At 65.3% G+C, this 25736-nt stretch carries 31 protein-coding genes; 13 read left to right on the top strand and 18 right to left on the bottom strand.

All coding sequences use genetic code 11. The features are described 5' to 3' along the window. Positions 1-111 precede the first annotated feature (111 nt). From I6N91_RS02070 to I6N91_RS02080, 3 genes are all read left to right on the top strand, one after another. Entirely contained in the window at positions 112-480 is a 369-nt protein-coding gene (locus tag I6N91_RS02070; RefSeq protein ID WP_198810272.1) for a hypothetical protein, read from the top strand. 46 nt (positions 481-526) lie between these two features. After that, positions 527-802, top strand: a complete 276-nt coding sequence (locus tag I6N91_RS02075) for a hypothetical protein (protein ID WP_198810273.1) — start codon at positions 527-529, stop codon at positions 800-802. A gap of 83 nt (positions 803-885) precedes the next feature. After that, a complete protein-coding gene (locus tag I6N91_RS02080) occupies positions 886-1491 on the top strand; it encodes a GNAT family N-acetyltransferase (RefSeq protein WP_198810274.1) in 606 nt (201 codons plus the stop codon). A 120-nt stretch (positions 1492-1611) separates the two neighbouring features. Here the strand turns inward: I6N91_RS02080 and I6N91_RS02085 are convergent, their stop codons facing one another. Continuing rightward, positions 1612-2970: a hypothetical protein gene (locus I6N91_RS02085; RefSeq protein WP_198810275.1), complete on the bottom strand. Its 1359-nt coding sequence runs from the start codon at positions 2968-2970 to the stop codon at positions 1612-1614. A gap of 473 nt (positions 2971-3443) precedes the next feature. Here I6N91_RS02085 and I6N91_RS02090 point away from each other — a divergent pair, with 473 nt between their 5' ends. Then, the gene (locus I6N91_RS02090; RefSeq protein WP_198810276.1) at positions 3444-3953 is read left to right on the top strand and encodes a hypothetical protein; all 510 of its coding nucleotides are present in this window, start codon (positions 3444-3446) and stop codon (positions 3951-3953) included. Between the two features lie 69 nt (positions 3954-4022). On the opposite strand, the gene I6N91_RS02095 is transcribed toward I6N91_RS02090, so the two are convergent. The 4 genes from I6N91_RS02095 to I6N91_RS02110 all read right to left on the bottom strand — a co-directional run bounded on the left by I6N91_RS02095 (position 4023) and on the right by I6N91_RS02110 (position 7074). Then, positions 4023-4418 carry an STAS/SEC14 domain-containing protein gene (locus I6N91_RS02095; protein WP_198810277.1) on the bottom strand — a complete coding sequence of 132 codons (396 nt, stop codon included), beginning with the start codon at positions 4416-4418 and terminating at the stop codon, positions 4023-4025. 157 nt (positions 4419-4575) lie between these two features. Further along, positions 4576-5361, bottom strand: coding sequence for a peptidase M56 family protein (locus I6N91_RS02100; RefSeq protein WP_198810278.1), 786 nt, complete (start codon positions 5359-5361; stop codon positions 4576-4578). Then, a complete protein-coding gene (locus I6N91_RS02105) occupies positions 5358-5948 on the bottom strand; it encodes an RNA polymerase sigma factor (RefSeq protein WP_233091366.1) in 591 nt (196 codons plus the stop codon). The genes I6N91_RS02100 and I6N91_RS02105 overlap by 4 nt, the downstream gene beginning before the upstream one ends. Before the next feature lie 256 nt (positions 5949-6204). Next, a complete protein-coding gene (locus I6N91_RS02110) occupies positions 6205-7074 on the bottom strand; it encodes a hypothetical protein (protein ID WP_198810280.1) in 870 nt (289 codons plus the stop codon). 476 nt (positions 7075-7550) lie between these two features. Between I6N91_RS02110 and I6N91_RS02115 the strand changes: the two genes are divergently transcribed. The 7 genes from I6N91_RS02115 to I6N91_RS02145 all read left to right on the top strand — a co-directional run bounded on the left by I6N91_RS02115 (position 7551) and on the right by I6N91_RS02145 (position 13114). Next, positions 7551-7976, top strand: coding sequence for a hypothetical protein (locus I6N91_RS02115; RefSeq protein WP_198810281.1), 426 nt, complete (start codon positions 7551-7553; stop codon positions 7974-7976). A gap of 119 nt (positions 7977-8095) precedes the next feature. After that, complete coding sequence (locus tag I6N91_RS02120) at positions 8096-9046, top strand: aminoglycoside phosphotransferase family protein (protein ID WP_233091367.1); 951 nt, start codon at positions 8096-8098, stop codon at positions 9044-9046. A 342-nt stretch (positions 9047-9388) separates the two neighbouring features. Further along, complete coding sequence (locus tag I6N91_RS02125) at positions 9389-10441, top strand: S66 peptidase family protein (protein ID WP_198810282.1); 1053 nt, start codon at positions 9389-9391, stop codon at positions 10439-10441. 4 nt (positions 10442-10445) lie between these two features. Continuing rightward, positions 10446-11012 carry a GNAT family N-acetyltransferase gene (locus I6N91_RS02130; RefSeq protein WP_198810283.1) on the top strand — a complete coding sequence of 189 codons (567 nt, stop codon included), beginning with the start codon at positions 10446-10448 and terminating at the stop codon, positions 11010-11012. Positions 11013-11180: 168 nt separating this feature from the next. Beyond that, a complete protein-coding gene (locus tag I6N91_RS02135; RefSeq protein ID WP_198810284.1) occupies positions 11181-11531 on the top strand; it encodes a hypothetical protein in 351 nt (116 codons plus the stop codon). A 9-nt stretch (positions 11532-11540) separates the two neighbouring features. Further along, positions 11541-12284, top strand: a complete 744-nt coding sequence (locus I6N91_RS02140; RefSeq protein WP_269823040.1) for a DUF1349 domain-containing protein — start codon at positions 11541-11543, stop codon at positions 12282-12284. A 158-nt stretch (positions 12285-12442) separates the two neighbouring features. Beyond that, positions 12443-13114, top strand: a complete 672-nt coding sequence (locus tag I6N91_RS02145) for a DNA alkylation repair protein (protein WP_198810286.1) — start codon at positions 12443-12445, stop codon at positions 13112-13114. A gap of 11 nt (positions 13115-13125) precedes the next feature. On the opposite strand, the gene I6N91_RS02150 is transcribed toward I6N91_RS02145, so the two are convergent. The 4 genes from I6N91_RS02150 to I6N91_RS02165 all read right to left on the bottom strand — a co-directional run bounded on the left by I6N91_RS02150 (position 13126) and on the right by I6N91_RS02165 (position 18213). Next, complete coding sequence (locus I6N91_RS02150; protein WP_233091369.1) at positions 13126-14277, bottom strand: sorbosone dehydrogenase family protein; 1152 nt, start codon at positions 14275-14277, stop codon at positions 13126-13128. Positions 14278-14348: 71 nt separating this feature from the next. Beyond that, on the bottom strand, positions 14349-15062 hold the full coding sequence (locus I6N91_RS02155) for a VOC family protein (protein ID WP_198810287.1): 714 nt from the start codon (positions 15060-15062) through the stop codon (positions 14349-14351). Positions 15063-15265: 203 nt separating this feature from the next. Beyond that, positions 15266-16111, bottom strand: coding sequence for a bifunctional 2-polyprenyl-6-hydroxyphenol methylase/3-demethylubiquinol 3-O-methyltransferase UbiG (locus tag I6N91_RS02160; RefSeq protein WP_198810288.1), 846 nt, complete (start codon positions 16109-16111; stop codon positions 15266-15268). Positions 16112-17022: 911 nt separating this feature from the next. Next, entirely contained in the window at positions 17023-18213 is a 1191-nt protein-coding gene (locus I6N91_RS02165) for a glycosyltransferase (RefSeq protein WP_198810289.1), read from the bottom strand. 408 nt (positions 18214-18621) lie between these two features. Here I6N91_RS02165 and I6N91_RS02170 point away from each other — a divergent pair, with 408 nt between their 5' ends. After that, positions 18622-18858 (top strand): hypothetical protein, encoded by a 237-nt coding sequence (locus tag I6N91_RS02170; protein WP_198810290.1) that lies wholly within the window; start codon positions 18622-18624, stop codon positions 18856-18858. Between the two features lie 11 nt (positions 18859-18869). Here I6N91_RS02170 and I6N91_RS02175 read toward each other — a convergent pair whose 3' ends face one another. Together I6N91_RS02175 and I6N91_RS02180 are read right to left on the bottom strand one after the other, a co-directional pair. Then, positions 18870-19091 carry a hypothetical protein gene (locus I6N91_RS02175; protein ID WP_307843204.1) on the bottom strand — a complete coding sequence of 74 codons (222 nt, stop codon included), beginning with the start codon at positions 19089-19091 and terminating at the stop codon, positions 18870-18872. After that, complete coding sequence (locus I6N91_RS02180) at positions 19088-20557, bottom strand: glycosyltransferase family 2 protein (RefSeq protein ID WP_198810291.1); 1470 nt, start codon at positions 20555-20557, stop codon at positions 19088-19090. The genes I6N91_RS02175 and I6N91_RS02180 overlap by 4 nt, the downstream gene beginning before the upstream one ends. Positions 20558-21062: 505 nt before the next feature. Here I6N91_RS02180 and I6N91_RS02185 point away from each other — a divergent pair. Continuing rightward, a complete protein-coding gene (locus tag I6N91_RS02185; protein WP_198810292.1) occupies positions 21063-21530 on the top strand; it encodes a hypothetical protein in 468 nt (155 codons plus the stop codon). Positions 21531-21546: 16 nt separating this feature from the next. Here the strand turns inward: I6N91_RS02185 and I6N91_RS02190 are convergent, their stop codons facing one another. The 7 genes from I6N91_RS02190 to I6N91_RS02220 form a co-directional block, all read right to left on the bottom strand. Beyond that, positions 21547-21927 (bottom strand): VOC family protein, encoded by a 381-nt coding sequence (locus I6N91_RS02190; RefSeq protein ID WP_198810293.1) that lies wholly within the window; start codon positions 21925-21927, stop codon positions 21547-21549. A 237-nt stretch (positions 21928-22164) separates the two neighbouring features. Then, on the bottom strand, positions 22165-22401 hold the full coding sequence (locus I6N91_RS02195; protein ID WP_198810294.1) for a hypothetical protein: 237 nt from the start codon (positions 22399-22401) through the stop codon (positions 22165-22167). Between the two features lie 120 nt (positions 22402-22521). Continuing rightward, positions 22522-23361, bottom strand: coding sequence for a sigma-70 family RNA polymerase sigma factor (locus tag I6N91_RS02200; protein ID WP_198810295.1), 840 nt, complete (start codon positions 23359-23361; stop codon positions 22522-22524). Positions 23362-23448: 87 nt separating this feature from the next. Beyond that, complete coding sequence (locus I6N91_RS02205) at positions 23449-24210, bottom strand: ABC transporter permease (protein ID WP_233091370.1); 762 nt, start codon at positions 24208-24210, stop codon at positions 23449-23451. Further along, positions 24207-25022 (bottom strand): ABC transporter ATP-binding protein, encoded by an 816-nt coding sequence (locus I6N91_RS02210; protein ID WP_198810296.1) that lies wholly within the window; start codon positions 25020-25022, stop codon positions 24207-24209. Before I6N91_RS02210 ends, I6N91_RS02205 begins: the two co-directional genes overlap by 4 nt. After that, complete coding sequence (locus I6N91_RS02215) at positions 25012-25383, bottom strand: DUF1048 domain-containing protein (protein ID WP_198810640.1); 372 nt, start codon at positions 25381-25383, stop codon at positions 25012-25014. The genes I6N91_RS02210 and I6N91_RS02215 overlap by 11 nt, the downstream gene beginning before the upstream one ends. After that, positions 25383-25712, bottom strand: a complete 330-nt coding sequence (locus I6N91_RS02220) for a PadR family transcriptional regulator (protein WP_198810297.1) — start codon at positions 25710-25712, stop codon at positions 25383-25385. Before I6N91_RS02220 ends, I6N91_RS02215 begins: the two co-directional genes overlap by 1 nt. Positions 25713-25736: the final 24 nt, after the last annotated feature.

A 25736-nucleotide genomic window follows, 5' to 3' on the forward strand; every position in this document is an offset into this window, starting at 1 on the left:
CCCCTGCGCAGATTCGGGGGCATCCTCGGAAAAGACGCACTTCACCCCCAGTGGCCACCCCGTATCGGTGCCCGTCTACGTATGAATGCGGTTTCAGGCGACAATGCGTCAATGACTATCTCGCCGATTGGGCCCCGGGCGGAGGACTACCTCAAAGCAACCCGCGAAGTGTTCGACTTTGAACCGAACCTCACTGGGTTGAGACTGATCACAGCCGAGGTGGCTTACGGTTTCCTGATCGCGCAGTTCGAAAATCTGGATGGTACTCCTCGCCTTCGTTATGGGGCTCGCGTCCGGCTCCCAGGCAGCACCGTAGATCGTCTCTGGATTACGTATACCGAGACGAAAAACGTCGTCCACTGGGTCCAATGGTCGGTCTGGCTAAGGGCGATGGAGGCCTACCAGACGGGCGATTACCAAGATCAGGGGCTCGGATCAGGTGCTGTCCGGTGGTTGATTGACGACTTCGAGAACGGCTAACCGTTACACTCGGCGAACATACGACTGCTCGTTATTTGGGGGAACAATGGAATCAGCAGCTAAGAAGTGCGTTCAGTGGGGAATTGCCCTGATTGTCGCCGGTGGATTTGTACTCGTGCTGCTCCCGCCGCTGCTCGGGCTCCTTGCCGAGGCTGTCGGCCCTTCGGCCTCTATCGGAGTTGGAGCAATCGAGCTCCTCGCAGGACTGATCCGCTGGGCGCTGATTCCCATGGGCACCACCCTGATCGGCGCCGCAGTCGTCATCCGGGTCCTCGCGCCGGAACTGCAACGGAGCAGCGAGACCCAGCCCTCCGGGAGGTAAGCGGCCCGTCATGGACAAGGTCGGTGGTGTACCTCCACCTGACCCGGAAAAAATGAACCGGCTGCACCGGGGATACTGGACGAATGTCTGAAAAAGAGCCGGATGCGGAAATTGACGCACGTCCCAATGGCCGAGGTGCGCAAACCGAGAGCGGCCGGCTCGCATTGTGCCGGCCCACTCCTGACGACGCTGACGAGTTGTTCGAAATGTACTCGGACCCTCGCCTCGCGGAGGCTGACCCCATGCTGGCCCACCCCTCGATCGAACACACCAAGGCAGCTCTCCAGCGGCGGATCGCCGAATGGCACGAGCACGGGCACGGGCTATGGGTAGTGCGACACCTCAATGGCTCTTCAGTGGGTGAACTGGTCGGTATCGGCGGCTGCAACTTCTGGGCCAACACCACCTGGAACCTGTCCTTCAGCCTGCGCCCACAGGACTGGGGCCGCGGATACGCCCAGGAGATTGCCGCAGCCGGTATGGAGCGGGCGCAGGCAGTACGGCCCGATCTGCCCATCACGGCTGTCGTGGCGACCCGCAACACACGATCACGAAAAGCAGTCGAGCGAGCGGGGCTCCATCAGGTCTGGCAGGGACAGGACAACCATGATCCCGACCCGACGGCGACAATGCTCTTGTACGCTGATCAGTCTTTATCCGCGGACCAGATTCACGCGCTGACCCGCTGAACACCCAACCGCACGGCAGTGCCTCAGACGTTGGGTGATGGTTGGCTTGGACATGATGAGTCAACGGCCGGGTGCCGCGCTAGGTCACCCGGCCGGAACATGTCGGTGGCCAAGGTTGGCCTACTTGCCCTGTTCCTCAACCCGTTCGTGGCCTTCGCCGTCGGCATGGTCGTGTTCAGGTGCTTCCTCCTCCCCGGTGAGGACCGCGAGTTCCACAGGTGTCTCGGGCAGGTCCAAGCTGTTGACGAGGGTGCCGGCGGCGACGTCGATCACGTGGAGCTTCTTGGTGGCGGGCTCGGTCACGTAGGCGAATCCGTCGGTGCCGACCTTCACGGCCGGTGCAGCTGATTGCCACTCCTCCGGCTCCTCCCAGGGCGCGGTGACCTTGACCTGGTGGATGATGGCGCCGGTTTCCTCGTCTAGAACATTCAGTTCGCCGTCGTAGGTCAGAACCAGCGCCTCACCGTCTGCCCCGCGGGCGAGGGAGCGGAACCAGTAGCGCGAGCCTAGGTCCACGGTCTTCATCGACGCGGCGCGGGTGTCGATCAGCCCGATCCGGGTGGGCCGTTCCTGCTCGGCGTCGGGATCGGTCTTGTAGTCGGCGAGCACGATCGGTGAGCCGTGGTTGCCAAATTGGTTGCCCGAACGCTGGTACTGCTCTTCCACGGGCACTTTGTGGAACGCGCCGTCGCGGTAGATGACCGGACCGTTTTCACAGCCCAGGGTCACGACATCTCCTTGATCGGTGGGCTGGGCGGTGGCTTCACCGTGGACGCCCGGGCAGTCGGTGGTTTCGGCCACGACGTCGCCTTCGGGAGAGACCACCTGAACCGTGTTGCTCGCCTCCGCGGTGCCTTGGGTCAGCAGCAGGTCCCCGCTGCTGAGCGGAACGGCGACGCCGTGGTGGGCAGCGCCAGCGGAATGTTCCTCAGCCTCGTCGGGAGTCACCTTGCCGTCGCTGAAGGCGGCGGAATCCATCACGGTGATCCCTCCGGTCCCGTCCGCGAAGAGCGCGGTCCTGCCTTCGTGCGCAACGACGTGTGCGGCCTCGGGGGCCTCGATGCTGGCGCCGGTCATGGCGGCTGCCGTCTTGTAGTAGTGGTCGTGATCCCCGTGGCCGTCGGCGATCAGGCCGCTGTCGAAGATGCGGAACTCGTCGCCGGCGCTGATCAGCACGTGCCGGCCGTCCCCAGCGTTGTTCAACCGCAGGAAGCCTTCCGACTTGGTCTGTGCGACCACCTCACCGGTCTCGGTGTCCACTGTCATCAGGCCGCCGTCGAAGGTCAGCACCGCCCGCGGGTCCAGTGCATCCACCTCCTGACGGTCGGTGTTTCCACCCGGCTCCCCGGCGGGGGACGATGCAGGATTCGCGGGTGAGCCGGCGTCGGGCGCGGGAGATCCGGGGGTGGCGCATGAGCTTAGAGCAAGGGCTGCGGCCATCGCCGTGGACAGGGAAACGATGCGGGGGGATATCGGCATGCCATCAGGCTAAATGCAAATCATTATCAATAGCAAATGTGCTCCTGCCCTGGCAGACTTCCCCAACGTTCCACTGGAGGAACACCCATGTGACGCTCTTCCAACAGCCTTTCGGTGAAGGAACCAACCGCTACACTGCGTCTCATGGCCAGATACATTCTTGGAGATCCGCGCGTCTCGTCCGACTTCAGCTGCGGCGCGGGGCCAACAAAGGTCTATAAAGCCGTTCTGAGGACCCATGCTTTCATGGTGGACGTTTGACCGCTGGCTAACCCGAGGGCAATCGATGCGTAGACGCGGTTCATGAACTCCCCCGAGTTTCAGTCCAAAAGCAGGCCCTTCACGCCTGGAATATGCACCCCGGCATCTCAGGAATTTTGGCGGTCCCGCTTGAATAGCCGCCGATTCGTTATCCCGCTGAAGCCGCCGGCTATTCCTCGGTGCGGTTAGCATCCCTGAAGGAGGTTGATTCCGTGAGCGGATATCCTGCCAAACCACGACCGAAGCAGTTGCTTCCAGCAGCTGCTTCAGTTCTCCTCGGTGTGCTGCTGGCCGGTTGCGGCCCGGCAGGGGCCAAAGGGCTCGGTGCGCATGACCCCGCGGCGCAGATGCGTCCTGAGCTTCTCGAAATCTCGACTTCCCCAGCCAACCCCGGACAGACCATCAGCATCCGGTTCCCTCAGGAAACGGAGCGCGGAATCGCCTGGGTCTTGGAGGAACAGTACGGGGACGTCTGGCATGCACGATATTTCCTGAGCGCCACGACCGGGGCCCACGAGGGCTCCGGCTCCCCAATCTGGTGGTCGGTCGACGACGGCGAGGGCAGAGGCTGGGAGGACATAGGAATCGCCGGACCGGGTCCGGACACCCTCATCATCCCCGACAGCATCCGCCCCGGAGGATACCGGCTGTGCACCGCCAACAGCATGCCGAATATCTGCACACCACTGGCCATTGCTGAACGCCATCAGGGCGCCGGCTAGCGTCTTGAAAGTGCGCCATTCGCCGCTGCTGCGTTCCCAAATACTGCCCTGGCGTCTGAGGCAAGTGCTTCAGGGAACCACCGCCGGACGCGTAGGGTAGGCAGCCGGCTCCTTCCGGGCATCCAGCTCGGGCGCCTGGATCCAGTGCAGGGCCTCAGCCTCGGAAGTGAAGTAGCGGGTGCTCGTCGGGGAGGCATGGGCGAAGCCCGCGAGCACTTCATCGACGGGGCCGTCTCCAATGAGCGCCACCCGGGCGAAGCCGCGGTAGGAATTCATGCCCAAACGCGCCTGAAGCGTCAGTCCATCAATGCCGCCCATTTCCACGATCAGGGGCAGGTTGTCCCCTGCGCTTAGCACCTCCAAGTCGCGCGCGGCTTTGACGGCGACTGGGTGCGTGATGTGGATACCGGACGTCCACCTCAGGTACAGCACGTTGTCCGACCTGCCGGCAGTGAACTGATCCATCGTCAATACCCCCTTGTAGTGACCCGGCTGCACCACGCTGAAGCAGGGCTCGGAGTGGATTCACCGGAATGATCACCCCACGCATCACGCACCGCGTGACAGGGGTCACCGGACAGCATAGACGAGCATGACCGTTCTGCGGCGATGGGTCAGGTTCCTAGGGGTCCTCCCTCATGTCCGGCGGGCCCTCAATGACGAACTCACCAATCACCGTCTCGCCGTCCGCCTCGTACACCGGTACAGCGAAGGACTTCCCCAGCCGCGCTTCCTGCCAGACCCGGGCATCCTCCGGGCTGGTGAACTCCTCCGAGGCAGTCCGGCCCGACGCCTCATCCAGTTCCTGCGCGTACGAGTAGCCGACTTTTCCGTTGGTAGCGATGACGGAGAGCAGGTCCGGCTCGCCCCTGTCATTGGGAGCGCCGTAGGTATCCCCGTTCTCATTGACCGCCCATTCGGTCGGCGTCTGGTTCACATACGTGGCCCTCAGGCGGTAACGCATTTCCGGGGTGCTGGTGCGGATCTCGGTCGAGTGCTTCCCGGGCTGCAAAGCGATGGTGAATCCGCCCCACCCATCAATCCCGTTGGGGCTGCAACTCATGGACGCCCCGCCCTCCGCGTACAGGGTGCCGGCGCTCAGGCAGGCCAGCTCCATGGAGATATGGGTCGCCCCCTCCGGAGCCGGGCCGAGATCCACTGTCTGCGTTCCGGTGTGAACTCCCTCCGCCGGGGCCGCGACCTCGGTGACGATGTCCGCACCGGGCACCGTGAAGAACCCGGCGGAAGCCGCGCCCACTCCCCCGACCAGCCCGACGCCGGCGAAAACTCCAACCCCGACCCACCAGCGGCGCCTCCGCACACGGGCCGGCGAGGAGGCGTTGACCTGCTCGACCAGGACGCTTCTCAGTTTCTGGGCGAAGTTGTCGTCCATCCGTTCGAGGTTCATGGTTGACCCTCCTCCAAGAGCGTGAGCTGTCGGGGTGCGTTGAGGCCGGGCAGGTGCTCTCGGAGCCGGTGCCGGGCCCGGTGCAGCCGGGTCTTCGCGACCTCCGGTCCCAGCCCCAGGATCCCGGCCGCCGACGCGAGGTCGTAGCCCTCGAGCACGACCAGGGTGATCAGTTGCAGGTCAACGGATTTGAGCGCCCGCAACGCGGAGGCGAGGTGCTCGTTGACGCCTTGAAAAGGGTCGTCGCTCAGGAAGATATCCGCCGGGTCCGCCGCCGCCGGGGCGTGCGGAACACTCCTCAGCAGGGCCTCGTAACGCCGCCTGGAGCGACGGAGGTTCAGGGCACAGTTGGTGGTAGTGACCAGCAGCCACGGCAGCACCGAGTACTCCACCAGGCGCACCCTGGTCCGCAGACGCCACAGTTCCAGGAACGCCGCGGCACTCACGTCCTCGGCGTCGGGCTGGTTCTGCGCCAGCCGGTAGGCGTGCCGGTACACCCGGTCGCGGTGACGGTCGAACAGCACACCGAAGGCCTCGCCGTCACCGGCCAGGCTGCGCGACCACAGGCCGCCGTCATCAGAATTCATGTCCCCCATACCCTGTAGTGTCCGCCCAGACCCGGAAAGTTGCATCCATCTTCGAAATCTTTGTGCGACGCCGAAATGGCCTGGAAAGGACGGAAAAACGCCGGCCACTAATCCGGCTGAAGAATGAAAAAAGCCCGGATTTCGTCGACTGACCGGGCTCAGGGGGCTGCGGGGAGGCAGGGCGAAAGATGGCGCACTGCCCCGGCGCGGGACCACGGTGTGAGGACAGCGGCCCGCGCCGGGACAGTCGGGCGAGCTAACGCTGGGCGCGCTCGAGTCGGCGCATACGTGCGGCCATGGCCACGGGAACTGCAACGCCGGCCGCGAGCAGTCCCGCAATGAGGGCGAGGGCCGCACTGTTGTCCTCGGTCGCGGCGGCGGTCTGGACGTTCATGCCCTTGTTAGTGCCGGTGGGGGTGGGGATGACCGTCACCGGCACGGTGGGGTTGACAACCGGAGTGACTCCGATGGCGCCGGCGTCACACGCCGCCAGGAACGCCTTGAACAGCGCAATGAGTTCCGCCGCGAGGGCTTCATTGCCACTGAGCTGTGCAATGAGAGCATCTACCTGGACGACGGCCGCTTCAAAAGCGGCCTCAGCAGCCAGCAGTGTCGGATCCGCAAGCACAGCCTCGTAGGCGGCACCCGCGATGGCGGAAGCCTCAATCGCGGCCGCTTCCTGGCCGCGCACCGTTTCCAGCGCCGCACGGGCTTCGACGACAGCCGGGTCGTTCTCGGGGTCTCCGTCGCCGTCAGTATCGGCGATGACTGCAGCGTCGACCGCGACCGTGACCGCGTCCTCTGCATTTGCAACCGCCAGCTGCAAGTCCGCAGCAGCCTTTGCGGTGGTCTCGGCCTCAACCGCCAGCCCCTCGACGTTCAGCGTCGCCGTGACGGTGGCGAGGTTCTCGCCGGCAGTAACCACAGCCGCGGTCGCGAGCTCAAGCTGGTTGACGAATGCCACGTCGATCCCCGCGGCATTGAGTGCCGCGTTGAACTGGACGGAAGCCTGCAGGCAGGCGGCATCGCCCGGTGCAGCGGAAGCCGCCGGAGCTCCAAAGAACAGCCCGCCGGCGATAAGGGTGGCCGTTGATCCCGTTGCAACCCATTTTTTATTGGTGATCATGTATGCGCGTCTCCTGAAACACGTAGTATCCCCCGGGCCATCCCCGAGGGCACAGCGTGCGGCCCCCCACAAGAACGAAACAGTGTGATCCGCTGACCGGATATTCAAAGGCTTCAGAAGAAAGATACTTCTGATACCCCTGCGGTCGCTGTCCGCTCAATGTAGGTCACTTATGTCACCGAAACAAGCAATAACGGCATTCTTATTGGTGGAGGGACGCACGCGATTCGGTATTCGCCCCAATTCGCTGCCCTTTTGCATCCCTGTTTTCGATAACCAGCGGGCGGGATCGATCTCCGGGGAATCCACTAAACCAGGCCGGTACTCCATCGGCCGGTTGCGAACCCGTAACGATGACCGATCCGAGCCCACCCGCCGGTTTCCCAAGTGCTGCGGCCGTGATTAGGTCGGGCTAGCGTCGGTGCGACCGGGTATCGGAAAGGCACGGGCGAATCGGGAATATCAGGGGGAAATCAATGAATGAGCGCGGCCCGGTACGGGCGGTAGCTGCCCTCGCACTCGTCTGGGTTCTGGCCGGCTGCAGTGCGACCACCGCATTCTCGGTGCTCGAGAATACGCCCTTCGATGAGGACCAGCCCGTATCCCTCGACACGGAGGGCGTCGTCGCCCTGGACACCATGCGCTTCCTGGCCGAGCAGGACGGACGGTCGTATTACATCGCCCGGCCCGCCGATGAGTTCGAGCGGTCCATCTGCCTGGTCATCGATCAGGATGGCGAGGCAATCATCGGTTGCGGTGGATACATCGAAGGCGCCCTTACGCCCGCTGTCGGAGTCACCACGCCGGACGTCGAAGTCATGCTTGCCCCGGACGGCTACGACGCCGAGGAGTATGCCGGGCTGGGATGGGCCTCACTCCACCCAAACCTCATCCTGCGCTGAACCACGCCGTCCCCGGCACTCCTGCTCACCGGCGGGGTTCCGCCGCGCGTCCGGGAGGTTTGGGTCGGCCGGCGGAAGGGGCCGCGGATCCCGCCTGGGGATCAGCTAATGTCGCCTGCATGGTGATGCACGATGACCAGCTCCTCCTCGACCAGGAAACAGCCTGCAGGCTGATCGTCGAGCAGTTCCCCAAGTGGCGCCTCGAGCAGGTGCGCCGCGTCCGGACGGAGGGGACGGTCAACGCCATCTATCGGATCGGGTCCGACCTCACCGCGCGCTTCCCTCTTCGCTCCGCTGACCCGGCCGGTATGCGGGCCGAACTGGAGCGTGAGGCAGCGGCAATGCGCGAGCTGAACGCTTGTTGTCCGTTTCCCACGCCCGTGCGCGTTGCGGAAGGCGCTTCAGGCCACGGTTACCCCCTGCCGTGGTCGGTGCAGACCTGGTTGCCCGGGCATGTGGCAACACCCGGCGGCCTGGCCAACTCCAAAGCTTTTGCACACGATCTCGCGGACCTCGTGCACGCCCTGCGAACCGCCGACATCGGAGGGCGCCGCTTCGCAGGTACCGGCCGAGGCGGAGATCTGCAGGACTCCGATGGATGGATGGACACTTGTTTCCGCGAGAGCGAGGGCCTCCTTCCGGTCGACCGGCTCCGTGCCCTCTGGGCTGAATTTCGAATCCTGCCGGCGGCCGCCCCCGACGTCATGACGCACGGCGACCTGATTCCTGGGAACCTCCTGGTCGAGGGCGAGCGGCTGGTCGGGGTCCTCGATGGAGGCGGTTTCGCTCCTGCTGACCCGTCTCTCGATTTTGTCGCCGTATGGCACCTGCTGGATGCAGAGGGTCGGGCATGGTTTCGCCGCGGGCTGCCCTGCACCGATCTTGAGTGGTGGCGTGGGGCAGCGTGGGCCTTCCAGCAGGCGATGGGGTTGGTCTGGTACTACCGGCGGTCGAATCCAGGACTGAGCACGCTGGGGCGAAGTACTCTGGCGCGCATCCTCGGTGACCACGAACTGTCTAAGTTTCTCCCTGCTACCTCCGGTGCCTTCCCACATCGATCTGATGCATGAGGACCGGGTTGTCGGTGGCTCATCTTCGACCGGCCATCTTTCGCACTTGAGGAGCGTCCACCCTACTGGCGGCGCCACTGACAAAACCGCAGCACCGCGAATGCCGTAGCGAAGAGCGGCAATAAAGGAAACTGCGGACCTTGCGCGGCAACCGCCCACGCGAAGAGGCCCCACAAGACCAACGCTGTGATTGACCAGGGGTGATCCCGCATGCCCGTTCATCAACGTCCCCCTCGCGGCTGCAGTCCGTCGCTCGTCAGGTGACTCTAACGCCACTTCTGCCCGGGCACACTGGACGCGCGGCTGAAGTCGTGGACATTGCCGGTGTGCTTGACTGGCGGGATGAAAATATGGGGACCCACCAAGCCGGCATCGAAACTCCGTGAGGACGATCGGGTGGCGATCCTGTCGCCGTCATTCGCGGCCCCGGGATTCGCCCCCGCGGTCCACGAACAGGCCATGACCCGATTCGCGGCCGTAACCGGCCTTGTACCTGTGGAGTTCCCAACGACCCGGCAGCTCGGTGCATCCCCCGAGGATCGTGCCGCCGATTTCAACGCGGCCTTCGCCGACCCCACGATCCGTGCCATCCTCGCCACGGTCGGCGGCGACGATCAAATCACCGTCATCCCGCACCTGGACGCCGGCCTCGCCCGAGCCGACCCCAAAATCTTCCTCGGCTACAGCGACAACACCAACCTGCTGAACTGGCTCTGGTCGCACGGTATCAGCGGCTTTTACGGCGGCTCTACCCAGGTCCACCTCGGTCCGGGTCCGCGCATCGACGAGGTTCACCTCGCCTCCCTGAAAGCCGCTCTGATGACCGGCGGTGAGCTCACCATCACCGATCCAGGCGAATCCGAGGACTTCGGCCAGGACTGGCGCGATCCTCGAGCGCTCGTCGAGTTCGGTGAGAGGGAGCCCACCGAGCCCTGGGTCTGGGCCGGACCGGAGCGGGTCGTGTCGGGCAGGACCTGGGGCGGATGCCTCGAAGTCATCGACCAGCTCGCTTTGGCCGACCAGCTACCGGCGGTCGAGGACCTCCACGGCGCCATTCTGCTGTTGGAAACCAGCGAGGAACTGCCGCCTGCAGACCGGGTGAAACGGTGGGTCCGCGCGCTCGGCGAACGCGGCATCCTCGACGCCGTCGACGCAGTACTCGTCGCAAGGCCACCCACCAGCAGCTTCGAGCACCGGCCCGGTGCTGAGGAGCGCTCCCGCCTCCGGACGGCCCAGCGGGAAACCGTGATCGAAGAGATCACCCGCTACAACCCCGAGGCCGCCGTCTGCGTCGGGGTCCCCTTCGGCCATACCCGTCCGCAGTGGATCCTGCCCTACGGCGGGACCGTAACAATGAATGGATCGGACCGCACGATCACCGCTCACTACGGCTGAGACAATGGGCGTCCCTCTCGCGATACCGGAGTGGCCCGTGGATGATCCGCGGCACGCAGGTGTGCTCCTTCGCCGGTTCCGCGACGCTGACGCCGGAATGGCCGTGGAACTTTCCCGCGACCCATACGTCCCCACTACCGGCACCCTGCCCGCCCACGCGTCGCTCGAGGAGGCCCTGGCATGGCTTGAACGCCAACGTCAGCGCCATCGCGAGGGAACGGGATTCTCCTTTGCTATCGCCGACGCCGAAACGGGCCGCTGCGTCGGCCAGATAGGTCTGTGGACGCGGGAGTTGAACAAGGGCCGCGCCCAGGCCGGTTATGCGGTGATCCCCCCAGAGCGTGGCCGGCGGATTGCAGCCCGCGCGCTGCTGGCACTGCTGAATTTCGTCTGGACCATTCCAGAACTGCACCGGGTGGAACTCTATATTGAGCCCTGGAATACTGCCTCGGTCCGCAGCGCGGACCACGCCGGGTTTCAGCGCGAGGGACTCCTCCGAAGCCATCAGGAAATCGCCGGAGTGCGCCGGGACATGCTGCTTTATGCCGCCGTCAGGGACCGCACGGTGTGATCATCGGAAACTATGGGCCCCTGGGGTCAGGCACGAGGACAATTCCCCGCCCGGGAAACCGCGGCCGGCCATGCCACCCCCTCAATGCGGTGCCCGCAATTAGCGGCAGATACTTCCGGAGCCTCCCAGGCAGGCAATTACCTTGCGCGGGCGCTTGACCGGTAGCGTATGGAGAAGTTCGCTGTGACCGTTGGGGGCCTGATGGTGAAATTAGTCTTTGTCCGGACCATGGCGGTGACGGCGAGCCTGCTGCTTGCCGGGCTGGCTGGCACCTGGTTCGCAATAAAGATCTACCAATCGTTTGCTGTCGACGCCACTCTCTGGGCACAAACGTTTATGGTCACCGTTGCAGTGCTTCTTTTCGCTCCTTTTCTGGCCCTGATATTTCTAAGCTTGAAACCCGGCATTCTGTTCAAGGAAGAACCCTGGCGGGGCAGCCTAGCCGTCGCCGCGATGGCATTCCTGTGGTGTGGCTGCGCCCTGTATCTGTCCGTTTTCGTGGGGTTCAGCGGTTTCTAGCCGAGGTGCATGGGGAGCAACCCTATCGGGAGCGATCGCTGTCGGAGTTGGGTCCATGACGTGCATGAACAGCTCTGCCGACGTCTCACCAAGGCAATCCACGAACCGTTCCGACCGGTAGGTTTGGGTAGTGAACGAGACCCGAGAACTGACAATTGCCCCCTGCCCTTCCCACTGACCGGTGAGGGGCCCCGGGCGCAAGTCCGTCCCCTGGTTCGGGGCGGGGATGTGGTCCTTTCCGCCGATGCTGGGGCAGATATGTTCCTGAATCCCGACGGGTCGTCACGTACTTTCAATGCTGAGCGTTTCGTCGCCGCGGTGACGGGAGATTTTTCACTGAGCGCGTTCGTGAGCCCGGTCTTTGTCAGCGACTTCGACTCCGGTGTGTTGATTGGGTACATCGATCCGCTCAACTGGTTCAAGGTATGCGCAGAGCTTGACCCCAGCGGGACCAGCCGGGTGGTTTCGGTTGTCACCCGGGACGGGGTATCCGATGACTGCGACAGTTGGCCCATCGATCGCTCAGGAACCTTCCTGAGGATCTCCCGCCTCGGCCGGGCATTCGCCATGCACGCCTCGGTCGACGGACATCGGTGGAGCATGGTCCGGTATTTCGCCATGGGCGACCCGGCACCTGTCGGCGTCGAAATAGGCTTCGCGGCCCAATCGCCGTCGGGAAAGGGAACCACGGCCACGTTCAGCGGCATCTCCTTCGACTCGCATAGGCTCACCGGGGTCCGGGACGGCTCTTGACCACACGGGGCGGTCTTGCGAACTCCTCGCATAAAGATCATGATGCTCGGCATAATCCCTGCGAGCGAATCGATCAGGACGGATACCGCCCCTGGGACGACGTGTCCGATGATGTTCAGGTGGAGGGCTGGCGGCCACGACTACAGACGGAGGCACTTATGACGGGAACAACAGTGGACGAGCTAATGGCCGAACTTGCCTCGCTCGAGGATCCCCGGATGCGCGCGGTGAACGAAAAGCACGGCGATGACCACGGGGTGAATCTCACCAAGCTGCGGGGCATCGCGAAGCGGTTGAAGACCCAGCATGATCTGTCCAAGGGGCTGTGGGCCACCGGCGACACCGCGGCGCGCCTGCTGGCCCTCCTCATCTGCCGGCCGAAGGAGTTCGGGCACGATGAGTTGGACGCAATGCTGCGCGAAGCCGGCGCTCCAAAGGTGCAGGACTGGCTCGTCAATTACGTGGTCAAGGTGAGTCCGTACGCCGAGCAGCTCCGCGTCGAATGGATCGACGACGCCGATCCCTTCGTCGCCAGCGCGGGATGGGCCCTGACCAGCGAGCGGGTGGTGAAGAAGCCGGAAGGGCTCGACCTGCCCGGGCTGCTCGACATAATTGAGGCGGAGATGAAAGAGGCTCCCGACCGGTTGCAATGGGCGATGAACCACACCCTGGCGCAGGTCGGTATTGCACACGAGAACTACCGAAGCCGCGCAATCTCCATCGGGGAGCGACTCGAAGTGCTGAAGGACTACCCGACCCCGCCGAACTGCACCTCACCCTTTGCTCCGATCTGGATCAATGAGATCGTGAGCCGTCAATCGAGCCGGTGAGGACTGGTCGCTTAGGGCAACTCGGGTGGAATACTGATGAGGCGGTCGTCGTCCGCGCCGGGCCTTCCACGGCCGTCGGTGTTGCTGGTGAGGATCCACAAGGTGTTCTCCGGACCGGGAATGACGTCGCGGATGCGACCGTAGTCGCCGGCATAAAGTTCGGTTGACGTGCTCGGGTCCTCGACGGGCACGGCGCGCAGAACCCTCCCGCGGAGGTTTGCAATGTAGATCGTTCCGTTGAGATGGGTGATGCCGCTCGGGCTGGCCGTTTCCGGTGTCCACTGCTGGACGGGGTCGGTGAATTCCTCTGATCCCGCGATGCCTTCGACGAGCGGCCACCCATAGTTTGAGCCGGGCGTGATGACGTTCAGTTCATCCCAGGTGTTCTGCCCAAACTCGGCCGCGTAAAGAGTGCCGGCGTCGTCCCAGGTGAGTCCCTGCGGGTTCCGGTGGCCGTAGCTGTAGACAAGGGAGCCGGGGAATGGGTTGTCCTCAGGGACACTCCCGTCCGCTTCCATCCGAAGGATTTTCCCACCCAAGGATGTCCGGTCCTGCGCGACATCAGGTTGGCCCGCATCTCCCGTGGTGGCATACAGCATGCCGTCGGGACCGAAGGCGATGCGCCCGCCGTCGTGGTTTCTCGCCGCTGGGATGCCCGTCAGGAGGGTTTCGGCTTCGCCAAGTCCCAATGCACCCGGAGCCCCGGTGATGGGGAATCGTTGGATGCGGTTGCCATCGGCTGCGGTCGAGTACACGTAGAGTCGCCGCTCTGCATCCACAGCCAGCCCCAGCAGGCCTCCCTCCCCCGTGCCAGTGACTCCCTCGATGGTCGCGGCGACGCGCTGCGCGCCATCGGCGGAGACCTCTAGGATCCGGGAGCTGTCACGTTCACTTACCAATGCCACCCCGTCAAGGAGGACTACGGACCAGGGCGCTTCAAGCCCGTCAGTGACGACCCGAGGACCCTCCGAGTCTGTTGTCTGGCCGGGCTCCGCCGCGGGCCCCGCCGTCGTGGCCGGTGCGGGCGAGACCGTCGACGCGGGTGCGGCAGGTCCGGCGGAGGCGGCGGGAGCGGGGCTGTCCCCCGTGCCGGCGCAGGAGGTCAGGAACACCCCCGTCGTGAGACAGGCGACGAGCCGGGTTGCCATGTCCATGATCTTCATGCTGCTCCTGCGTTGAGGTAGACGGGGAGCGGCCGGCCCGAGGGCCGGATGCTCGCCCATGTGGCTGTGCCTTACGACCGCGCCGGCAGCACGCACAGCTCATTGCCCGATGGATCCGCGTAGATCCGCCACGGCAGGTCTCCCCAGCCCGGGTGGAGTTCCCGGCCGCCGCGCTTCGCGATGTCTGCCGCGACCGCATCCGGATCGTCTCCATCTTCCAACCGGATGTCGAGGTGAAGCCGGTTCTTTTCCGGACCCTTGGGAACCACTTCGGGGCACAGCTCAAGGAGAGGGCCTCGCAGCGAGGGATGGCGGAGGGACGTGCCGGGCCCCGGGGTCCAACCGGTCAGCCAGGACCAAAACTCAAGGTCGCGGTTCGGATCGGCGGAGTCCAGCGGAAGCCCTGCAATCGGCCCAGTGCCGACGTACGCATCACGGTCCTCCATGACGCAGCAAGGATTTCCCTCGGGGTCGGCAAGTACCACCCACGGCACGTCGCCCTGGCCGATGTCCAGGTGCCGTGCGCCCAGCGCGATCAGCCGATCAACCTCTTCGAGCTGACGCGCTCCACCGGCGAGGTCCAGGTGGAGCCGGGGAGTTGAATCGGAATGAGGTTCGGTGACGCGCTGGAAGCACAGGTCGAGCACCGGTCCGCCCTCGACCGCCAGCCGCGTCTCGAAAGCGTCAGACTCGTCGGTAAGCCGCTCGCCGCCGATGGCTGCCTCCCAGAACCTGCCCAGCCGCTGCGGCTCGGCTGCGTCGAAGACGAGGTTTTCCAAATACATAATCCACACCGTAAGCCCGCACTGGACGGTGCCTCAAGCCATCAGGCAATGCGTCCGCGCACGCCTTCGGAGGATTGGCGGCGGCGCTGGGACCGTACCTGGTGGGGTTGACCGATCAGCGATCACTCAATCCTTTGGTCGGCGAGCGCGGTCTGCACCGCAGGACCGGCGGAAGGCCTGCTCAAGCTGGGGCAACGCGAAAGTCACGGCTTCCGCGCAATGACCGTAAACGTGCACGGCACGAGGTCGCGCTCGCCTACCGGCCAGGCAAAACCACCGGGCACCTCGACCATGCGGGGAGAGAATTTCCATGGCAGTGTTTCACCCTCCTCGACACGAAGTATCTGAAGGCCCGCCCCAATGAGAGAGTTGATGATTTCGGACAACGGATGCGCCCACTGATACGTCCGCTGGTGACCCACCGTGCCGTCTCCGGCGTACGTGGTCGCGTCGTCCCAGAGTTGCGCGTGGCCGTTGCCGAAGTACGGGTAGCGAAGCTGCAACCTGTCGGCGTGCTCATCAATGGAGTAGAGAGCAGGGTGTCCATCCCTGATGTAGAACGATCCTCCATCCCGCAGGAGCCCTGCCACCTGGCTCGCCCAACGGCCCAAGTCCGGCAACCAGTTGATGGTTCCAATGCTGGTGTACACAAGGTCGAAATCTCCGGCCACAGCGGCACGGGCCTCGAGGACATCGCTTTCGACCCACGTCGCATCGATGCCGAGCCGATCCGCCAGGCCGGCTGCGGATCGCAGGGCTGCCGGAGAGAAGTCAACGCCGGTGACCCGGGCGCCTGCCCTTGCCAGCGAGAGCGTGTCGGTACCGATGTGGCACTGCAGATGACATACATCCAGGCCGGAGACCGTTCCACCCGGCAGGAAGGGTGCGAGCGCCGCCAAGTCAGTGCGGACGACCGAGGTCAGATGGCTGGGATCATCCAGCTGCTCAATCCCGTATGCGTCTTCGTGCAGGGGCACCCGGTCTTCCCAGTTGGCACGGTTGGTTTCGCGCGCAACGGCCCAGTCGATCGCAATCCGGCTCGTATCCATTCAGGGAGTCTATGCAGAGGACCACCCCGACCCGTGCAAATGCGGGTCATCCTTCACCCCGTGATGGTTTCCCTCACGGACCCGCAGACCTGTAGACCTGTATTGACCCGTGCGTCGGGCGGCGACCCACGGCGCCCCTCTGAGGTGTTGTCGCGGCGGAAGTCGCAGCGGGCGGGTCCAGCGAAATGTAGTCTCCAGGGATGAGGGAGCCCAACGGACGGTCGAATAAGCGGAACTGGAACATCACCGGCCGTGAACTGACTACATGGCGCCTGCTTCTCCTGGTCTTCCCTCCGCCGATATGCCTGCTTGTGGACACCGCCTTCGGCCCGGTGCCGGCCGTGGTTGCGGGCGCTTTGTTCTACCTGGGCATCATTTGGTTCGTGGTAACTGTTCCGAGAAAGGACCGGGATACCGGCCGTGCGGGGTCCGAAGATCACTAGTTAGCCGTGACCGGACCGACCGAGAGAGCCATCGAGCCGGCCTTACCGGAAGCACCGCGGAACGCAGTCCATCTGTGCCCCATGGGCGACCGGGTTTCGTCTAGGCTCACCTGATGAACGCCGACGCCACGCGGCTGGAGGGCGGGGTGCCTCGCACTCACGGACTCGGGGTTCCGGTTCCAGCAGCTGCGGGGACGGACCGGTGGACCAGTCGGCGCACCGCTGCAGATCCTGTCTCCAAGACCACTGGGGGCCCGGCCGCTCCGGCCGAGGGAGGCACCCGAACTTGAGCAGGGGTTCCAGGCGTTGGGTTTCACCGTTGGTCAACGCCCATTCGAAGTGGCAGGTGACCCGCTCTATCTGCGCGGTCTCGGTCTCCGTGGCGACATGGACGTCGACGACGCGCCTCCGTAGAACCGCGCGTCGTCCCGGCCCGAGGGAGGGCGCCGCTAAAGCGGCCGATCAGGCTTAGCGGTGGAGTGTCTCGATGATGTCCACAGCAGCGGCGGGGCCGTCCTCCTCCGCCATGGCGCGTGCCGCCCGTTGCGCCGCTGGGCGGTACTCCCCCGCCTGTGACAGGGCGGCCGCAAGGCGGTCCGAGGTAAGTGCACGCTGCCGAATGGGTGAAGGGCCGAGCCCGCGTTCATGAAGCCGGGCTCCCCAGAAGGGCTGATCTGCGATGAACGGCACGATGACCGACACGGTTCCAGCTGCCAGAGCCGCCTGAACGGTCCCGATCCCACCGTGGTGCACGGCAGCCCCGGCCAGAGGCAGGACGAGGTCATGGGTGACGGAGTCGGTCACGAACACATCGTCACCGAGCACCTCAGGGGGCACGGACAGGCCGCCCAGACCGGTAGCGATAAGGGAACGCGCACCGGTCCTGCGGATACCGCCCACCACCTCCCGTGCTCGGGCGACTGGATCCCCCGCAGCCATCGAGCCGAAACCGGCATAGACAAAGTCCCCACCCGCGATGAAGTCGGCGACCTGACCGGGGAGGACTCCTGTCGCTGGCTGTCGCCACGGTCCGGTGAGGTGAACCGTGGCCGGCCAATCCGGAGGGCGCTGCAGGATCGCCGGGCTGATAGGCATCAGCGTTGCCGCGGGCGGCGCAATACGGCCGCCTCGGTGGCCAACGAGCTTCGCCACCTCCGACAGATCCCTGCGGAACATGGCCGCACCCCCGGCAGCAGCCCGGTAGGTGAACCGGTTGAGCCGGCCCAAGTCTCGGCTGATGGTTCCCGCGGCGGGGAACGCGCGCGTTGGGGTCAGCACCGGCACCATCTCCACCCACACGAAAGGAATTCCGAGTGCATTGGCAGCCAGCGGCGCTGAAAGAATCTTCGGGTGCGCCACCAGCACGTCAGGGGCATACTCAACGGCCGCTTTCGCCGACTCGATCATTACCCGGCGCATGGCCGGGCGCACCACCGAGCGGTACGAGCGAAGCGCGGCACCAACGGAAACGCCCTGGTGCTCGATCCACTGGCTGTAATCGACACCCAGACTGGCGACGTCGATGCCCGAGGTGTCCACTCCGGAATTGTCCGGAACAACAAGGCGCACCTCATGCCCTGCCCGCAGTGCCCGACGGGCGAGCACTGCGAAGGGATCGACGTCGCCCCGCGTCCCCGCCGTCACCAGTAAAAGCCTCATTACATCCCCTCGAAAACCCTCGGCCGACCCCGCACCACCGCCACTCAATCATTCAGCTCCTCACCGTGGGACGGCAAGGATGATCGGCCGAATGGGTTCGTCTGGTGCCGATCCGACGGCTAGGCGAAGGTTGAGCAACGACGCAGGGTGAAGTCCGGAGCCCTGGAACCGTAGCCTGCACTGCCGACGAGAGGGTTCAATGGGAGGGGAATCCGGGACCAAGTGCCCTCGGACGACGTGGGAGGGCGGCGCTATGCAGATGACTCAGAAGACGGTAGCCAGGGCGTTCTCGGGCCACAGGTTCGAGGACGCCCTTCCCGCGCTGGATGATGACGTTGCCTGGGAACTTGTCGGAGGTGAAGACGTCCATGGCAAGCCCGCGGTGGCGCGTATCGGTGGCGCGTATCGGTGGCGCGTATCGGTAAGTCCCTCGCCCAGGACCTCAAGGACGTGCACACCGACTTCGAGCAGTTCAGGGTTCTAACCGCCGGCGAATCAGTCATCGTGGACAGCATCGCCCGGTACGCCGGTGCCGACGGTAGCCTGAGCCGCGTGGCCTCCTGCGACATCTATGACTTCGTCGAGGGGCGGGTGGCAAAAATCCGCTCCTACAACGTGGAGCTTGCCCCCGACGGCCCCGCCTGAGCGGAGCGCGCTCAGGAGGGCATGTCGGGGTGGATGCTGCGGGTTTCGCTGCGTTCCCCCCGGGAGCGCATCCACCCGGGTGCGTGAACCTTCGGCAGCACCTTCACGATGGCCAGCGCTGCGTACATGACGGTGTTGATGGCCACGAAGGTGGCCAGAACGGCGAACAGTTCGCTGTGCAGGATCGTTTCGGGGAAGACAAGCCCCTTGGGCACGTACAGGGCACCAATCACAATGCCGCCTCCTTTCCGTCCAGTGCGCTGGTATGGGGAACGTGCTTCCAGTCCGCTGCACGGCCAAGGGAGATATCGATGATGCCCTTGACGTAGACGACATTGAGGAACATATCGAAGCAGAGTTCGGGGAGGAGCGTCGCGGCCAGCAGGCGGGCACGCCAGCCGCCCTTCCAGACGGTGCACACCCGTTCGATCATGAACAGGGCACCAAGGCCCAGCCAGAACGGAAACCAGACCCACTCATCGAGGGAAAGCACCAGAAGGACTCCGAGCAGCAGGTAGGAGCCGAGGGCAATGACCCCGTACCCGATGCCGAGCTGCTGCACCCAGTACCGCAGGGTCTGCGGCGTCACGCCGTAGGCGCCGATGTTTTCAAGGGCCCCGCGCTGCCACCGGAGCCGCTGGGCCCACAGCATGGACCAGCTGGGCATCAATTCGGTGACAACAGTGCATTGGTGCGGTGAGACGATCAGCGCGCCCAGGGACTTCAGCGCGATCGTCAGCTCATTGTCCTCGGTGAGGGCCGCCGTATCGTAGACATCCCCGTTGGTGCCGGGGATCGAGATCCCCCTTTGCTCGGCGACGGTTCTCAACGCGGCAGGACGGAAGAGCGACGCCGTCCCGGTCAGGACGAACACCCGTCCGCGTCGGCGCCGGATCTGCCGGCTGTAGCGGATGTACTCGTTGCGCTGGAACTGGCCCAGCAGCCCGTGTCCCGGCTCTCCGTAGAACAGGCCTCCGACCGCCATCAGCGCCCGGTCATCAGTGAAGCGCTGTACGGCCGCCGCAAGGAATCCGTCGTCGATCCGGGTATCGGCGTCCATGACCATCACGACGTCGTTGGGGCCCTGGCCCGGGAGAATCCAGGTGAGCGCCTGATTCAGGGCACCGGCCTTCTTCCGGCTGTTGTTGACCGACTCGAACACCTCGACCCCGGCGCGGCGGGCCAGCGCGACCGTGGCGTCGGTGCAGTTGTCCGCAACCACGATGATCCGCTCCGGGGGGTGTGACTGGGTCCGAAGCGACGCGATGGTGGCCGGCAGCGAGGCCTCCTCGTTGTGCGCCGGGATCAGCACGGTGACGCTGACCGGGCCGGAATAGACACCCCTCGTCGCGGCCATCACGATGCGCGGTGCCAGCGGAGTGCTGACCGGATTGGCCGAACGGCGCGACCGCGTCGCGATGCGATGTTCAAGCAGCGCCACGCCGGCCGCCAACAGCACCGCCAGGGCCATGGCGATGGCCAGCACACGGACCGGTGGCGTGTCGGTGTTGTACAGCACGCGCCACAGCCCCAGGATGACGCCGCTGGCCGGACCCTCCACCTGGGAGGGCCCACCGACGGCCACCGCTGCCCACAGTGCGGCCGCCGCTCCAGCCGCCAGGACGGCAATGACCAGGCCCACCGTCCGGTGGAAGCGTCCTCTCGCTGCCGGGCCGGGAGCGGTCGGGCGGGAGGACATTCCCTCCCCCGAGGGCGTGGTAGCGGAATTCGGAGCAGGCTGCCGGCGCGGGCGCGGCTCGGGAGTGCGGGGCGGGTGGGTTTTCGTTGTGTCCACGGGGCGTTAGCCGGCAGCCGGCCGGGCACCAATACGGGCAGGATGAAGCGCCTGAACATTCATGAGATTGAGACCTTTTCGCACGCGCTGCGGACCGCAGCTTCTCGGATTGCCAGGTCCGCCCCACCCCAGCGGTGCGGCGGGTACTTCCTTCCCGGCCTGCTCACGGTACCGAACTGCATCCCATTCCGCCACACAGCCACGGCAAAGCGGGCCGCGGCTACCCGCCGACGGGCGGTTGGCCCGACGTCGGGTCCCTCCGCCGGTGTGCCGGAGGCGGTCCGGGAAGGACCCAGCCGGCCGCGGAGCTGCACCCTCCGACGCGCGGACCGGGCAGAATTGGAGAAACCGACCTATCGTGCAGACCCGCGGTTCCCACGTGCGGGTGCGCGGCCGAAAGGAGAACTCCGTGACCCGCTGGCAACTCACCACACCGGAAACCGTCGACCAGGCGGTCGCCGCGCTCGCCGAGGAGCGCAGGAAGCTGATCGCCGAAGGAGTGCCGGGCGACCTGCTCCTTACCGGCGGGAGCAGCCTGGCGGGCCTCCTCACCAAAGGGGATATCGACCTTCACCTCCGGGTCACGGCGGACGACTTCCCAGTGGCGGTTTCCCGGCTTCCGGGCCTCTTCGCTGCTGCCCGGACGGAGATCTGGACCTCCTGGTTCGCCGTCTTCGAAAGGGCCTCGACCCCTCCGGTCGGTGTGGCGGTCACCGTGGTCGGTTCCGAACACGACCTGAGGTTCGTCCGGTCCTGGGAACGGATGGGACAGAGCGCCGCTGCGCGGGAGCAGTACAACCACCTGAAGCGGACCAGCACGGACGTCGAAGCGGACAAATCGCGGTTCTTCGACAACATCACGGCCGCGGCGCTGTAAACACGCCGCCACGTTGTCATGACCAGGTGCGGGACAGGGCACCGAATATCTGCTCGTCGCTGTGGACCGGAATGACGCACAGCAGGTGGCCGCCGGGGGCGCGGAGGGTGTGGCACCCCTGCCAGCTCGAGACCTCCACGGCGCCCAAAGCGGTCAACCGGGCCACCTCCGCCTGGACGTCATCCGTCTCAATGTCCACGTGGTAGCGGACGGAGTCCTCGACCGACTGCACCGCGACGACAAGGTTCGGCACACAGTCCTGCAGGGTTCGAAACTGCGGTTCCCCGGGCGGACTCTGGGCCGGCACCCCAAGCGCGCTTGACCAGAAGCTCGCGCTCGCATCGGCCTGATCGGACGGGGCGTCGATCAGGATTGTGGACAGGCGGCTGCGGTGCATGGGGGCTCCTCGTTCTCGACTGCGCGGTTCAACGCCTTCGAGCACACAGCTACCTCCGTGCCGATGTCCGTCGAACTGCCTCCCGGGGGATTATTCTGGTGACTTCCTCATCTTCGCGCTTGGTGGGCTCCGGGCCAACCCCTGCTGGCCGTGTCGGGGAGCGGGCAGGTCCGGCGCGGAACGCGGTGAACGGCCGTTGCGGCCATCCTCCGTGGTCCGTGCCGGCGCCGGGCTATCTCAGCCTTCGGGCAGCGATGCGAAGGCCTTCTTGGTGTTGCGGTACCACCCCATCCCCTTGACCGGATTCCTCCACCGCCCCTTCATCGCTTCGTGGGCCTCCTGGTGGGTGGAGTCGCCGGACTTCACGGCGTCGCGGAGGTGCCGGTCCTGGGCCTGGATGACGTCGTCGGCGGTGTCTCCGCTCAGCGCCAGGTCACAGGGGCCGCCGAGTTGCTTGCAGGTCATGGTTTTCATCGCGGGTTCCTTCTTCTTCTATCGATTGGATCCGGGACCGCATCGCGAGTCCTATTCCTATGACGGATGCCGCGCCGCAGATGTGACCACCGGGCACTGGAAGTTCGGGAAGCCTGCGGATTACCTGCGTGCGGCAGCCTCCCGCCGCGTCAGGGATGCCAGCACGTCCGGCTGCGCGCGGAAGGTGATCGCCTGCACAACCCCGTTCGCGATGGTGAAATCGAACACCACGCGGGCCTGACCGCGGTGGAACCAGGCCGCGCTGGGACGATCTCCCAGGAAGACCGGCAGGGCGGCTTTGGCCGCGCCGTCGAACATCGCGGCGACCTCATCCCGGCCCTCAAGCCGGTGGGGAGTACCCGCCGCGATGGCCTCGGCGTCGGCGGTGACCAGGACGTCGGGCGCCAGCAGGTGGACAAGGCGCGCGAAGTTGCCGCCCCTGGCGGCGGACAGGAAGGCATCGACCACTTCCCAGTCGGCCGGCGTCCCCTGCGGCGCCACCGCCGACACTTTCGACCGCGCCCGTGAGGCCAGCTTGCGGGCGGCCATCGATGAGACATCGAGGACGGACGCGATGGTGTGGAAGTCCACGCTGAAGGTGTCATGCAGCACGAACGCCACCCGCTCCGCAGGGGATAAGCGCTCGAGGACGACCTGCAGCGCGACTCCGACCGAATCGGCCAGCACCACCCGGTCCGCCGGGTCCGGTGCGAACTGCGCCTCGGGCAGCTCCATCGGTTCAGTGGGCTCGGGAACCTTGGCGCGGAGACGGTCCAGGCACAGCCGTGTCGTCACGACGGTGAGCCAGGCGGGCACGCTGGCGATTTCGGCCCCCGTGCCGTCGAACCGCAGCCAGGCCTGCTGGACGATGTCCTCAGCCTCGGCTCGATCATCGAGCAGACCGGCAGCGATGCGGACGAGCCGGGGGCGCTCCGCCTCGAACTGCTCACTCGGGTCCATGAGGTTCACCCTATGCGGGTTCGCCGCGGAGGGAAACGACGGAAGGCAGCCGTTCAGCGCACCCGTATGGGGGTCGGTGCAGTGCGATCAGCCGACCCTGCGTCGGTAGATCACCGCCGAGCAGCCGTAGGCGACAACGAGGATTCCCACGCACCAGCCGACGGCAGCCCAGATGTCATCTCCGACGGGCTGCTGGGCGAAGAGGCCCCGAATGGTATTGACGATCGAAGTAACCGGCTGATTCTCGGCGAACCAGCGCACCGGCCCGGGCATGGTCTCGGTAGGAACGAAGGCGGAGCTGATGAATGGCAGGAAGATGAGCGGATACGAGAATGCGCTTGCGCCGTCCACCGACTTCGCCGAGAGACCGGCCACCACTGCGATCCAGGTCAGTGCCAGCGTGAAGGCGGTCAGGATGCCGGTGACCGCAAGCCACGAGGAGACACCGGCCCCGGTGCGGAAACCCATCAGCAGCGCAACCCCCACAACGACGATGAGCGAGACCGCGTTGGCCACCAGCGAGGTGAGCACGTGCGCCCACAGCACGGACGACCGTGCGATGGGCATCGACTGGAACCGGTCGACGATGCCGCCCTTGAGGTCAAGGAACAACCGGTAGGCGGTGTAGGCGATTCCTGAGGCCACGGTAATCAGCAGGATGCCGGGCAGCAGGTAGTTCACGTAGGACCCGGAGCCGGTGTCGATGGCGCCGCCGAAGACATACACGAACAAGAGCAGGAAGGCGATGGGCATGACAGCGGTGGTGATGATGGTGTCCGGGCTGCGCACGATGTGGCGCAGGGACCGTCCGGTCAGGACGGCGGTATCACCGAGAGCGCGGATGGTCATCTTCTTTCCTTCCAGTCAGAGGCGGCGGCACCGTCCCGGGCAGCCTCGCGGCCGCCTCCCGCGGTGCCGATGATGGCCAGAAAAATCTCCTCGAGGCCCGGCTGCTTTTCGACGTACTCGACTGTGGCTGCGGGCATGAGCTGTTTCAGCTCAGCGAGGGTGCCGTTGGCGATGATGCGCCCCTCATGCAGGATGGCGATCCGGTCGGCGAGGTGTTCGGCCTCCTCCAGGTACTGGGTGGTGAGCAGGACAGTTGCGCCGCCCCGGGCCAAATCCTTCACTGTCCGCCACACCTCCATGCGCCCCTCGGGGTCGAGCCCTGTCGTTGGTTCGTCGAGGAACACCACCGGCGGGTTGCCGATCAGGCTCATCGCAACGTCAAGACGCCGCCGCATGCCTCCGGAATAGGTCGAGGCCCTGCGCCTCCCGGCGTCGGCGAGCGCGAACCGCGCAAGCAGCTCGTCGGCGATCCTGCCTGCGTTCTTGAGGTGCCGCAACCTGGCGACGAGCACCAGGTTCTCCCGACCGCTGAGAATCTCGTCAACGGCGGCAAACTGGCCGGTGAGGCTGATGACCTCCCGCACCTCGGCGGCTTGCGCGGCGACGTCGAAGCCGTGAACGGTGGCCGTGCCTGTATCCGCCGTCAACAGGGTTGAAAGGATTCTCACCGCGGTGGTCTTGCCCGCGCCGTTCGATCCGAGAAGAGCGAAAACACTCCCCCGCGGCACGTCGAGGTCGACCCCCCTCAGCACGTGCACGTCCCCGTACGCCTTCCGCAGACCGCGCACCCGGATGGCCGTCTCAGCCGTCATTGCGGTCCCGCTCCGCGTCGTCGATGGCCTTGGTCAGCCGCGCGCGTTCTTTATCGATCCACTGCTTGCCGCTGTAGGCCTGGGCGAAGGTTTCGGCGAACTCGACCGGGTCCTCGCCCACGATGGTGCGCACCGCAGTGCCGTCCTCGGCGGCGCGTTCCCAGAGGTCGACGGAGTCGCCCATCATGGTCAGTAGAGTCTCGCCGTCCGTAGCGCCCCCGTAGTACATGAGGTACCGCTGCACGGCTTTCGCAACGGTGCCGTACGGCTCGGGCAGGGCCTCGATGCGCGCTCTGTACAGCTTGTACTGCTTCTTCTGCCCGAGCGAGCCGGTGACAGTCTCGATCCAGTTGTGCATAATCACTTCTCTCCTTCGCGGAGCTGTTCGAGACGTTCGATGAGGAAGCTCCAGGTCCTCCAGAACTCGTTGAGATATTCCTGCCCTTGAGCGTTCAGGGAGTACACCTTGCGCGGAGGTCCCTTCTCCGAGGGGACTTTCTCCACATCGACAAGGTGCCGCTGTTCGATCCGCACCAGCAGCGCGTAAATGGTTCCTTCGGCGATATCGGTGAAGCCCTGGTCCCGCAGCCACGCCGTGATCTCGTACCCGTAGGCGGGCCGGGAGGAAAGCATCGCCAGCACTATCCCCTCGAGGACCCCCTTGAGCATCTCCGTCGTCTGCTTACCCATAGGAAGCCTCACTTCGCTAATCAT

Origin of the sequence: Arthrobacter sp. MSA 4-2 (assembly GCF_016405885.1) — a bacterium.
GTDB lineage: Bacteria > Actinomycetota > Actinomycetes > Actinomycetales > Micrococcaceae > Arthrobacter_D.